Origin of the sequence: Pseudoselenomonas ruminantium (assembly GCF_900142515.1) — a bacterium.
Lineage (GTDB): Bacteria > Bacillota > Negativicutes > Selenomonadales > Selenomonadaceae > Selenomonas_A > Selenomonas_A ruminantium_D.
On record NZ_FRBC01000001.1, the window covers coordinates 117,117 to 129,352 of the forward strand.

Consider the following 12,236-nt stretch of genomic DNA (forward strand, 5'->3'; position numbering starts at 1 on the left):
GAAGTAATAAGATGCAATGGGGAGTTTATATCCATATTCCCTTTTGCCGGCAAAAATGTTTCTATTGTGACTTTCCCTCCTATGCTGGGAAGGAAAGCCTGATGGAAGCTTATGTGGAAGCCCTGTGTCAACAGATTGAGATACAGGGCTTTTCTTATCGGCAAAAGTGGGGCACGCCTGCGACAATCTATATTGGCGGAGGCACGCCAACCGCACTGCCACAGGAAGGTATGGCAAAGGTTTTGCAGGCTGTGGCGGAATATATTGGCAAAGATATAGATGAATTCACGGTGGAATGCAATCCCGGCACGGTGGACGAAGGATATCTGCAGCTGCTGAAGAAACAGGGGGTGAATCGGCTGAGCTTTGGTGTGCAGAGTTTCAGCGATAAGCTGCTGAAAAAAATCGGTCGGATTCATACCGGAGAAGAAGCCTGCACGGTGGTGCGCATGGCACAGAAGGCGGGGTTTGCCAATATCAGCGTGGATCTGATGTATGGCCTGCCTGGGCAAAGCTTGTCTGATTTGCAGGAAAGTGTAGGGCAGGCTGATGAATTGGCCGTACGGCATCTTTCCATATATGGCTTGCAACTGGAGGAAGGCACGGCTTTTGCCCGTATGGCAGAGATGGGCAAACTGAATTTGCCGTCAGAGGATGAGGCTGAGGCCATGTATGATTATATGACCCATAGATTGCCGGAACTGGGGTATCAACGTTATGAGGTATCCAATTTTGCGCCCAAGGGGTTCGAGAGCCGCCATAATCTGAGCTATTGGCATGATGTTCCCTATCTGGGGCTGGGAGCAGCAGCGCACTCTTATCTGGATGGGAAGCGCTATGCTGCGGTGACGGATTTGGCGGCCTATATTGCCGGCATAAGGCAGAACCATGAAATCTGGCAGATGGAGGAAGAAGCTACCAGAGAACATGCCATGGAAGAGTTTGCTTTTTTGGCCTTGCGGACAGCAGAGGGGCTTTCCGGCAGGGCATTTGCAGATAAATTCAAGACTTCCCTGCATGCTGTATATGGGAAAAGCATGGCGAAAATGTCAGAGCAGGGGTTGCTGTCTGTTGATGAAAATGGATGCCGTCTGACGGAAAAAGGTTTTAAATACGGCAATGTGGTTTTTGAAGCATTTATTTTCGATTGATTAACGGTGGCAAAATTGGAATTTTGGGGTTATAATGGTTAGGTATTAGGGAAGAAAGAATTTTTATTGGGGGCGCTGAAGGGTGAATAAAGAAGGCTTGACTAAAATCGTGGGGGTCTTGTTGGGGGCAGTGGTATTAGGTTCGGCGGCAGGTATTGCCTGGCAGTCGAAGGTGAAGGCGTTAGATCAGCCGGCGGCAGTAACGGAAACCGCTGGCAGCACGGCAGGGGAAGAGCCGGGCGTAGAATCGGATGCCTATACGCTGGCAAAAGGGGATTACAGCAATCTTACTTATGATAATATTAGCCTGGACAAGCCTGTTTATGACCGTTATACGTTAAAGCAACGTCAGGAAAAGGGCTTGCCGACCATGCTGCCGGCTTTACCGCGTTATACGGCAGAGAAGGTGGCTTATCTGACTTTTGATGACGGGCCTGATGCCAAAAATACGCCGGCTATCCTGGATGTGTTGAAGGCATATGGGATTCATGGCACCTTCTATGTATTGGGAAGCATGGCAGAGGAAAATCCGGATGTGCTCAAACGGATTTTTGCGGAAGGACATGCGATTGGCAATCATAGTTATGACCATGATTATCGCCGGCTCTATGCCAATAAGGAAAATTTCATTGCGGAAATGGAACAGACGGATGATGTGATCATGAATATCCTGGGGGTACGTCCTTTTATCATCCGTGCTCCCGGCGGTACGGTGGGAATGTTTTCCGGGGATTATTATGATGCATTGAACCTTTTGGGGTATGTGGAGCATGACTGGAATGTGCTCACCGAAGATGCGACTCCCAAGCATCCTAATGCTGCCCAGCAGATTGGCTATGTGGATAGGCGGACGCAGGGACATCTCAAGGATAATATGGCATTGGTACTCATGCACTGCAACGGTGGCAAGGAGGAAACGGTGCGGGCTCTGCCGGGGATCATCGAGAATCTTAAGGCAAAGGGATACCGCTTTGGCGTGGTAACGCCCATAACTCCCCAGCCCTGGTGATGTTTTAGGTAACTGATAATGAAAAGGAAGGTTCGGGACTCCGTGACGTTCAAGCGGATATTTACATTTTTCTGTGTGGTAGTTGTTCTCGAGGTTGGTGGCATTGTATCTGCGGCTTTGTGGATGCAGCATGACGAGGGGGGCCTGGCTGCACAGGCAGCTGCTACCCCGCAGAAGAAAAATTTCATACGTGTTGATCGGGCGGCTGATGAAGCAGACTTGCAGGCGAATACTGCCCGTATCATTGGTGACAGTGTGAATCAGATGTCTGTTTATTTCTTGCGTCCGGATCGGGAAATGGAACCTTTTCTTTACAACCAGCGGCAATTGTCACCGGCCAGTATCATCAAGCTTTTTGTCATGGCGAAAACCATGCAGGATGTTCATGATGGCAAACTGAACCTGACGGATAAGATCACAATCCGGAAAAAGGATGTGGTAGGTGGTGCCGGTGTCCTTACCTGGTATGATGCCGGCCAGCAGCGCACGGTATTGCAGCTGCTGACGGTGATGATAACCGATAGTGACAATACGGCGACGAACCTCCTGATTGACCGGCTGGGGGGCATGAAGAGCATCAATCAATATCTGGCGCAGTACGGCTATACGGATACCGTGCTCGCCCATAAGATGATGATCGGCAATGGCGGGCGGAAGAATCTTTCTTCCGTGCGGGATCTGGGCCATTTGCTGACGAGGCTTTATTATCATCAGCTGGTGGGGCCTGAGGAAGACGAAATCATGCTGGATATCCTGAAACAGCAGCATGATAAGGAGTGCTTGGGGTCTGCTCTGCCAGAGTATGTGATTGCGCATAAGACTGGTGAAGTTACCGGCGTTTATGCCGATGGCGGCGTTTTCTTCGGTCAGAATGAGGATTTCATTCTGGTTATCCTGAACAATGGGACAGAAGGCCGGGTGGATACTATCGACAAAATGCAGAAACTGGCGAAGTATTATGCAAGTACGATCGAGAACTGAAATTTGACATAACAAATCTTCTGTGATAAAATGTTTCTTGTTTTTGCGGATGTGGCGGAACTGGCAGACGCGCTGGATTTAGGATCCAGTGCCGCAAGGCGTATGGGTTCGACCCCCTTCATCCGCACCACTTGATATTTTGGCGGCAGCTGGTTGGCTGCCGCTTTTTAGTGCGTGGCTGGCGAAGCGTGGAGTACTCCTGCCGCTGCGCTGAGACATTAAGCTAAAATAGTTTTTGCCCTTTGATTAAGCGGAAAATGCCTAAACTCACTGCGTTCAAACAGTAGGCCTTTTCCGCTTAGTTTATAGGTGGAGCAAAAACTATTTCTTAACGCTTAATGTCAAACGCTCCACTTGCAGAAGTACTCCGCCATTCGTCAGAAGCTAAACTTTCATAACCAAGTAAGTATCATTGACATGCCCCCCCTGAGTGATAGAATGTACGTGTGTACGGGAATGTGAGGTCGGAGAGGAGAATCGAAATGCAAAAGAAATGGCTATGGAGCGTTATGGTATGCGTTCTTTGTGTGGCATGTCTGTTTGGGAACTGCGGGGCGGCAGAAAAAAATGAGAATTGGGTAAAAATGACTTGGACTCCGAAGCTTGAATTTTTTTTAGATGCATCTGCAATTAAAGCCACGGAATATAATGGGCGTAAATATTTGGATATAAAAACAAAGGCAGTAGTTTTTAAGAATAATAAAACGATAGCTGAATGGCACGTGCTAATAGATATAGCACAGGGAAAAGTTGCAACATTGAAATTTAAGAAACGTCACGAGGAGGCAAATTCTTGTGATGTTTCAACAGCAATGAGTAATCTTAGAGACATTGATTATATAGATGAACGTATATTGGAGAGGATAACAAGTGTATGTCCTGCAGTGGTTGATGACATTATGGCTTATAATCACGATAGCAGTTTGCGTTCGCCTATCGGTAATGCTGTATTCTTCATTACTAGAAATACAAGCGGTGTAGGTGGGGCTTATCAGATGTTGTCGGAAGATGGGCTTATGGGGATAACTTTTGATTATAAGCCAGAGTCAAATTTGCTCGTATTGTATGATTTGAATGAGGCAACTCCTTATTCTAGCCAGCGCTATTATGATACTCCTAAGTTCTTTGTACCATGGGACCATATGAAACGTAATAGTGCAGATATGCATGATGCCTGGAATGGCGAATATGAAAGAAATTGGGGTACAGATGTATTTGAAAAGGTGGATAATCAAGGTACTTCTATTTTCAAATGGGAAACTGATGCCTTGTTGACTTTTCTGCGTACCAGAGCGTGGAAGCATCTGTAATAAGTTGGAATGGTTGTAAACGTCTCAGATGAACAGAGCACCGAGAAGCTGTGTGCTTCTCGGTGCTCCTTATGTATAACGGGGGAGAAAATATTGACTTATTGTCTCCTATCGGTTACAATAAACAGGTGCTTTGTTAAGAAAAGCACATAGTAAGAAGAAATCCAGAAAAGAATAGTCCTGTTGTTCTGGTGTATGAAAAGGACGTAAGTTCTAGCGCAAGTTCCTCAAGGCGGAGCGTATGCTTTGAGGAAGACGAGGAGAAGGTTGTCGAAACGTCAGCGGATGCCTTCCGGTTAGCTCAGCCGATAGAACCTGATGAAAGACCCATTGTGAGGTGGGGGACAAGTCAGGGGAGAGCGCAGCAGGATAGTACAACAATTTCATAGGAGGTACTATTATGTGTGGTATCGTAGGTTATGTCGGTGACAAAGAGGCAGCAGGCTTCCTGCTCGAAGGTCTGGCCAAATTGGAGTATCGTGGTTATGACTCCGCTGGTATTGCTGTCTTTGACGGAGCGAAGATCGGCGTGGAGAAGAGCGTAGGCAGACTCGCAGCTCTGCGCGACAAGCTCAAAGGTCATGAGCTCAAGGGCACGATGGGTATCGGTCATACCCGTTGGGCAACCCATGGCCGTCCGTCTGACAAGAACTCCCATCCCCATACGGATTGCTCCGGGGATTTCGTGGTAGTTCACAACGGCATCATCGAAAACTACCTGTCTCTGAAGGAAGACCTGATCGAGAAAGGTCATAACTTCAAGTCCGAGACGGATACGGAAGTAGTGGCTCATCTGCTCGAAGAAGTCTACAACGGTGATTTCGTGGCTTCTGTCCGCGAAGTGCTGCGCCGGATTGAAGGCTCTTACTCGCTGGTGTTTATGAGCAGCAAGCATCCGGGCACGTTGATTGCGACCAAGCAGGACAACCCGTTGGTCATCGGTGTGGGCGAAGGTGAGAACTTCATCGCTTCCGATATCCCCGCGATCATCCAGCGCACCCGCCGCACTTACATCCTGAACGATGGCGAACTGGCTGTACTCACGAAGGACAGCATCAAGATTTCCAACCGTCAGGGCGAGCCTGTGACCAAGAAGATCTTCGAGGTCAACTGGAATGCGGAAGCTGCCGAAAAGGGTGGCTATGAGCACTTCATGCTCAAGGAAATCCATGAACAGCCGAAGGCTGTGCGTGACACCATGAGCCAGCGCATCTCCAAGGATGGCAAGTCCATCGTGATGGACGAGCTCAAATGGGATGCGGACTATCTGAACTCCTTCAACAAGATTTATATCGTGGCCTGCGGCACGGCTTATCATGCTGGCATGGTGGGCAAGTACTATATCGAGAAACTGGCTCGCACGGTGGTGGAAGTGGACGTTGCTTCCGAATTCCGTTATCGTGAACCCATCGTGGATGAGAACACGCTGTTCATCGCAGTTTCCCAGTCCGGCGAAACCAGTGATACGCTGGCAGCCATGAAAGAATCCAAGCGTCTCGGTGCCAAGACTCTGGCCATCACTAATGTGGTTGGTTCTTCCATCGCCCGCGAAGCGGATCAGGTGCTCTACACCTGGGCTGGCCCGGAAATCGCTGTGGCTTCCACGAAGGCTTACACGACGCAGATCGTGCTGTTCTTCATGTTGGCCCTCTACATGGCTGAAATCAAGAAGACGGTTGCGGCTGAACGCGTGGCAGAGCTTATCGCACAGCTCCAGAAGATTCCGGCGCAGATCAGCGAAACGCTGTCTGATGTGGAACCGCTGAAGACCTTTGCGAAACGTTATGGCTTCAATGATGATGTGTTCTACATTGGCCGTGGCCTTGACTATCATGTGGCACTGGAAGGTTCTTTGAAACTCAAGGAAATCTCCTATATCCATGCCGAGGCTTATGCTGCCGGTGAACTCAAGCATGGTACGCTGGCTCTGATCGTGGAAGGCGTGCCGGTCATCGCTCTGGCTACCCAGAAGAGTGTCTATGAAAAGACTCTTTCCAACATCAAGGAAGTCAAGGCGCGTGATGCCGTGGTTATCGGTATCGCTACCGAAGGTGACGAGGAACTGGAAAAATATGTTGACCATGTGATGAAGGTTCCCGAGACGGATGAGCTGGTTATCCCCATCCTCACCGTTGTTCCGTTGCAGCTGCTGGCATATTATGCCGCCATTACCCGTGGCTGCGATGTGGATAAACCCCGTAACCTTGCAAAATCTGTTACAGTTGAATAATTTGTTTGTCAGAATTGGCCAATCAGGTGAAAGCCTGATTGGCCAATTCTTTATTTTTGTCCATTTTTGTCCGGGACAGGATTGAATGTCTTTGACTTGTGTAAAATTGGAATAAACCTTATAATAAAACCATCGAAACAAGAGGAAAGGTAAATCGGTTTCGATGCGCTTCTGAGTGATCATAGGAGGCAAAGTGAAGATGAATCTGCGTGAGCGAACGACAGCAATACTTAAAATGCTGACCGAAGGGAAATCCGGTGGGCAGAGTGCGGCAGAACTGGCAGAGAAGCTGGGGGTCAGCACGAAGACGGTTTCCCGGGAACTGCCAGCCGTGGCAGAAGCACTGAAATCATACGGCCTGAACCTGAACAAAAAGAAGGGGACAGGTTATCATATTGACGGCGGTGCCGAGGCCAAGGCTTCGCTCAAGGAATTTTTGGGGCAGGTGAATGACAGGACTTTTTCTCCGGAGGAGCGGCGCTCGATTATCGTGAGCCAGCTGCTTCCCAATCAAGAGCCGGTAAAGCTCTTTGCTCTCGCCTCACTCTTAGGCGTGACCGATGGCACCATCAGCAACGACTTGGACAAATTGGAAGGCTGGTTTAAGGGACATGGGCTGAAACTTGTCCGCAAGCCGGGGCTGGGTGTCTATATCGAGGGCCGGGAACAGGATATCCGGCAGGCAATCGTAACGTATATTTATGAACATGTAGGTGAGGCACAGCTCTTGCAGCTGGTGCAGGCGAATCTCACAGAAGATGAGCAGGCAGCAGACAAGGCTTCCTCATACCTACTGGAACTGGTAGATAAAGAAATCATCCAGCGTTTGGAACGCTTGATCCGCCAGACCGAAAAGGGTCTGAAGGAAAAACTTTCCGACCAGGCATTTGTGGGGCTGTTGGTGCATCTGGCACTGGCAGTACAGCGTATCCGCCGTCATGAGCCCATCAACCTGGCGCTGGAAGTGCTGCAGGAATTGCAGCAAAAACGGGAATTTGCATTGGCAAGGGAGCTGGGGAAGCGAATAGCGCAGGAATTTGCCATTGAAATCAATACGGCAGAAACAGGCTATATCGCCATGCATATCCTGGGAGCCCGCAGCCGTTACCAGCCGCAGGGCATGCCCGCATCACTGGACAATTTCCATTTGGTGCGCATGGCCAAGGCGATCATGGGCGCGGCAGAGCGGCTCAGTGGTCAGAAATTATATCGCAATTCTGCTTTGCTGACGGGGCTGGTCAATCATTTGGGCCCGTCCATCAGCAGGCTGAAAATGGGGATGCCGATTCGCAATCCCCTGCTGGGAGAGATGAATCAGGAGTATCCGGAACTGATGCAGCTGGCGGCTGGTTCGGTGAAGGAAATTGAGCAGGAATTGGAAGTCGTTTTCCCGGAAGAGGAAATCGCTTACATCGCCATGCATCTCGGGGCGGCGCTCAATGATACCCAGACGCTCAAAAAGCTGGAGCGGCGGGTCATCGTGGCCTGTCCTACGGGCATGGGGACGAGCCGCCTGCTGGCCAGCCGTCTGCGGCAGATGTATGATAACCTTATCGTCCATGATATGGTATCGACATTGCAGCTCACGCCAGAATACTTCGCCAGCCACGAGGCTGATTTCATCATTGCCACCGTGCCGGTCCGGCATATGCCGCTGCCGGTGGTGGTGGTAAGCGCGCTGCTGAGTCCTGACGATCAGGAAAAGATTGATGCCCTGCTGGATGCGAGTGGGGAAAAAGTGGTGGAGAGTCAGCCGCAGGCGGTCCGGAAGCTTCCCTTTGTGGAGGCCCTGCGCATCATGACTGCTTATGAGCAGAGCATCCTTACCCTGCTGGATGGTTTCTTCTTCGTGGAAGATGCAGAGTCCATGACGGTGCAGGGGGTTGCCCGGTTGGCGGGCAGGCAGATCAGCGGCGACAAGGCCGTGGCGGCGTCTATCACCCGGGACTTGCTGGCCCGGGAAGACAAGGGGAGCACGGCAGTCAGCGGCAATCATATGATACTCCTGCACTGCCGCAGCCAGCAGGTAAAGAGCATTCACTTTGGCATTGTGCATATGGGAGAATTCTTCTTCTATCCCGCTGAACCGACGGAGCGGATCCGCACGGCGGCGGTGATGGTGGCACCGAAGGAATGCAGTGCGTATGAATTAGAGACAATTGGTTATATATCCGCCATCCTTTTGGAGCGGTGGGGCTTTATCGAAGTGTTGCATGAAGGGAACAAGCGGCTGATTCACGAGGAATTGGTCCGCATATTCCAGGAATTTCATGCCAAGAAATACAAGGAATTGATGGAGGGGTAATCCATGAGTACAGCGACAGCTTCTGCCAAGGGCTTCAACTTTCAGGAAGCCATGCAGAAATTTGGCCGGTTCTTGTCCGGCATGGTTCTGCCGAATATCGGGGCGTTCATCGCCTGGGGCCTGTTAACGGCACTCTTTATACCCACGGGCTGGCTGCCCAATGAATACCTGGCACAGGTCGGCGGCCCCATGAGCAAATGGCTGATTCCCTTGCTCCTGGGCTATAGCGGCGGTGCAGCCATCTACAGCCATCGCGGCGGCGTATTGGGGGCTATCGCGACTTCCGGCGTTATCGCCGGTGCCGATATTCCCATGTTCCTGGGCGCCATGATTATGGGCCCGCTGGCCGGCTACCTGATCAAGAAGTTTGACAAGGCCATTGAAAATGCCATTCCGACGGGCTTTGAGATGCTGATCAACAACTTCTCGGCAGGCATCATGGGCGGTATCCTCGCCGTGCTGGCCTATGTGGGCGTAGGCCCCGTGGTACTCGCCGCCAACGGCGTGCTGCGGGCTGGTGTGGAAGGCATTGTGGCCGTAGGGCTGTTGCCACTGGCTTCCATCATCATCGAACCGGCGAAGATCTTGTTCCTGAACAATGCCATCAATCATGGTGTGCTCTCGCCGCTGGGAATCCAGCAGGCAGAGGAATTTGGCAAATCCATGTTCTTCCTGCTTGAAGCAAATCCGGGCCCCGGTCTTGGCGTGCTGCTGGCTTACTGGTTCTTCGGCAAGGGGATGGCAAAAGATTCCACACCTGGTGCCATGATTATCCATCTCTTAGGCGGTATCCATGAAATCTATTTCCCCTATGTACTCATGAAGCCGGTACTCCTGATTGCCGTGATTGCTGGCGGCATGGCAGGTGTAGCCACGCTGCAGCTGTTTGACGGCGGCCTGATTGCCCCGTCTTCTCCGGGGTCCATCCTCGCTGTGCTGGCCATGACGCCGAAAGGTGCCTTTATCGCCAATATGGCTGACTTCCTCGTAGCCACGGTGGTTTCCTGTGCGGTAGCTTCTGTATTCGTGAAGGTTTCCGCCAGTGAAGAGAGCGGTGAATCCCTGGCTGAGGCCAAGGAAGCTATGCAGCAGCGCAAGCAGCGCGGTCAGCTGGCCGTAAGTGCCGTACATATCAGCGGCAGTGAACTCAGGAATATCGTTTATGCCTGCGATGCGGGCATGGGCTCCAGTGCTTTGGGCGCCGCCAGCCTGCGCAAGAAACTGCGGGCGGCAGGTTACACGGAAATCTCCGTCACCAATGCAGCCATCGGCAATATCCCAAAAGAGGCACAGATTGTGGTCACTCATGAGAAGCTGGCACAGAGAGCCATTGAAGACTCTCCGCAAGCTGAACATATCCTCGTGCGCAACTTCACCCAGAATGATGTCTATGAACAGATCATCGAGCGCCTGTCCGCCAATAAAATGGATGGCGTGATGGCCGCTGGGCAGACCGGTTCCCGGGAAAAGCATGTGCTCGACCTTAGCAATATCCAGCTGGGGCTCAAGAGCGTCAGCAAGGAAGATGCCATCACCGCCGCTGGCAGGGCGCTGGTTCAGGCAGGTTTCGTGGAGGAAAGCTATATCGACGGTATGCTCAAGCGCGAAGCCGATATCAGCACCTATGTGGGCAAGGGCATTGCCATTCCCCATGGTGAAGCCGCCGTCAAGGATTCCATCCGCCAGTCCGGTATCGTGGTGCTCCAGTATCCGGAAGGCATCAAGTTTGGCAAGGAAACGGCCCATATCCTCGTGGGTATTGCGGGCAAGGATAACGACCATCTCTCCATTCTGGCCAATATTGCAGCCACCATGGATGAATGCAGTGATGAGGAGCTGGAACAGCTCTACAAGACAAAAGACGCAAATGTTCTCTACGAGCGCTTTGCGTTGGCAAACTGACAGATAAATAAACATGTCCCTTTTCCTGGCAGGAGTCTATCCTGCGGAAAAGGGACAATTTTTTTGACGGATTTTGGAGGTAAATATCATGAAAAAGGCAATTCATTTTGGTGCAGGTAATATCGGCAGAGGTTTTATCGGGGAACTTTTAGTCCGTTCTGGTTATGAGGTAACCTTCGTTGACGTGAATAAGGAACTGGTGGATCTCATCAATGAGCGCCGCGCTTACGATATCAAGATTGTGGGCGACCAACCGGAAATCATCCATGTGGAACATGTGCGGGCCATCAATAGCGCCGAGCATCCGGAAGAACTCATCAAGGCCATTGGCGAAGCCGATATCATCACCACGGCCATCGGCCCTAATATCCTGAAATTCATTGCCCCGAACCTGGCCGCAGGCCTGGCAGAAAGGGTTAAGCATAACCGGCAGCCCCTCAATGTCATCGCCTGCGAGAACATGGTGGGCGGCTCCACGGTGCTCAAAGGTTTTGTGGAGGAAAATCTGCCCGAGGAAGCCAAAGAGGCTGTGGCCCATTATATCGGCTTCCCCGATGCGGCTGTAGACCGGATCGTGCCCCTGCAGAAAAACGATGATCCCCTGCTCGTACAGGTGGAACCCTACGCTGAATGGGATGCCAATGTGACGCAGGCCAAGGGCGAACCGCCGCAGATTGAAGGCCTCACCTGGGTGGAGAACCTCGAAGCTTATATCGAGCGCAAACTCTTCACCGTCAATACGGGCCATGCGTCCATTGCCTATCTGGCCTATCGCAAGGGCATCAAGGATATCTACAGCGCTATGCAGGACAAGAGCATCGTGGATATGGCAAGAAAGGTTTGGCAGGAAACCGGTGACCTGCTCGTGCGCAAATTTGGTTTTGATCCGCAGAAGCATGAGGAATACATCAAGACCACCGAGAATCGCTTCCGCAATCCGCATCTGAGCGACGAAGTAACGCGCGTGGCCCGTGGCCCCAAGCGCAAATTAGGCGCGAAGGACAGACTCGTAAGCCCGGCATCCCAGCTGCTGGCCCAGGGACAGAAACCTGCGGCCCTCGCCACCGTCATCGGTGCCGCTTTCCATTTCGACTACGCCGGTGACAAAGAAGCGCAGGAAGTGCAGGATACCATCCAGGAAAAAGGCCTGCATAAGACCATCCTGAACTACACTCAGATTCCCGAAGAATCCGAACTCTTCCGCATGGTGGAGAATAAGACAGCGGGATTCTGAACGCATACAACAGGCCGGGACGGGCTTAGTGAAATCTGGAAGAAATCCCCCTCTATGCTGAACTGATGGCAGAGGGGGATTTCTATGCAAATTGCATGGATAAAGTTCTCCGCT

At 51.4% G+C, this 12,236-nt stretch carries 8 protein-coding genes and 1 tRNA gene; all 9 read left to right on the forward strand.

The window, feature by feature from the left end; all coding sequences use genetic code 11:
- Positions 1–11 precede the first annotated feature (11 nt).
- The 9 genes from hemW (at position 12) to BUB68_RS00515 (ending at position 12,122) form a co-directional block, all read left to right on the forward strand.
- On the forward strand, positions 12–1,151 hold the full coding sequence (gene hemW, locus BUB68_RS00475; RefSeq protein WP_073087873.1) for a radical SAM family heme chaperone HemW: 1,140 nt from the start codon (positions 12–14) through the stop codon (positions 1,149–1,151).
- 82 nt (positions 1,152–1,233) lie between these two features.
- The gene (locus BUB68_RS00480) at positions 1,234–2,160 is read left to right on the forward strand and encodes a polysaccharide deacetylase family protein (RefSeq protein ID WP_073087874.1); all 927 of its coding nucleotides are present in this window, start codon (positions 1,234–1,236) and stop codon (positions 2,158–2,160) included.
- Between the two features lie 18 nt (positions 2,161–2,178).
- Positions 2,179–3,141: a serine hydrolase gene (locus BUB68_RS00485; RefSeq protein WP_081371789.1), complete on the forward strand. Its 963-nt coding sequence runs from the start codon at positions 2,179–2,181 to the stop codon at positions 3,139–3,141.
- A gap of 45 nt (positions 3,142–3,186) precedes the next feature.
- Positions 3,187–3,271 (forward strand) — tRNA-Leu (locus BUB68_RS00490).
- 352 nt (positions 3,272–3,623) lie between these two features.
- Positions 3,624–4,451 (forward strand): thioredoxin domain-containing protein, encoded by an 828-nt coding sequence (locus tag BUB68_RS00495; protein ID WP_073087876.1) that lies wholly within the window; start codon positions 3,624–3,626, stop codon positions 4,449–4,451.
- Positions 4,452–4,851: 400 nt separating this feature from the next.
- Positions 4,852–6,681 carry a glutamine--fructose-6-phosphate transaminase (isomerizing) gene (gene glmS / locus BUB68_RS00500; RefSeq protein ID WP_073087877.1) on the forward strand — a complete coding sequence of 610 codons (1,830 nt, stop codon included), beginning with the start codon at positions 4,852–4,854 and terminating at the stop codon, positions 6,679–6,681.
- A gap of 199 nt (positions 6,682–6,880) precedes the next feature.
- Positions 6,881–8,986, forward strand: a complete 2,106-nt coding sequence (locus BUB68_RS00505) for a BglG family transcription antiterminator (RefSeq protein ID WP_073087878.1) — start codon at positions 6,881–6,883, stop codon at positions 8,984–8,986.
- A gap of 3 nt (positions 8,987–8,989) precedes the next feature.
- Positions 8,990–10,888, forward strand: coding sequence for a PTS mannitol transporter subunit IICBA (locus BUB68_RS00510; protein WP_073087879.1), 1,899 nt, complete (start codon positions 8,990–8,992; stop codon positions 10,886–10,888).
- A gap of 88 nt (positions 10,889–10,976) precedes the next feature.
- Positions 10,977–12,122: a mannitol-1-phosphate 5-dehydrogenase gene (locus tag BUB68_RS00515; RefSeq protein WP_073087880.1), complete on the forward strand. Its 1,146-nt coding sequence runs from the start codon at positions 10,977–10,979 to the stop codon at positions 12,120–12,122.
- Positions 12,123–12,236: the final 114 nt, after the last annotated feature.

Coding starts and splice junctions, on each gene's coding strand:
- BUB68_RS00515 (WP_073087880.1), top strand. CDS start 10,977: ATGAAAAAGGCAATTCATTTTGGTGCAGGTAATATCGGCAGAGGTTTT.
- BUB68_RS00505 (WP_073087878.1), top strand. CDS start 6,881: ATGAATCTGCGTGAGCGAACGACAGCAATACTTAAAATGCTGACCGAA.
- hemW (WP_073087873.1), top strand. CDS start 12: ATGCAATGGGGAGTTTATATCCATATTCCCTTTTGCCGGCAAAAATGT.
- BUB68_RS00485 (WP_081371789.1), top strand. CDS start 2,179: ATGAAAAGGAAGGTTCGGGACTCCGTGACGTTCAAGCGGATATTTACA.
- BUB68_RS00495 (WP_073087876.1), top strand. CDS start 3,624: ATGCAAAAGAAATGGCTATGGAGCGTTATGGTATGCGTTCTTTGTGTG.
- glmS (WP_073087877.1), top strand. CDS start 4,852: ATGTGTGGTATCGTAGGTTATGTCGGTGACAAAGAGGCAGCAGGCTTC.
- BUB68_RS00510 (WP_073087879.1), top strand. CDS start 8,990: ATGAGTACAGCGACAGCTTCTGCCAAGGGCTTCAACTTTCAGGAAGCC.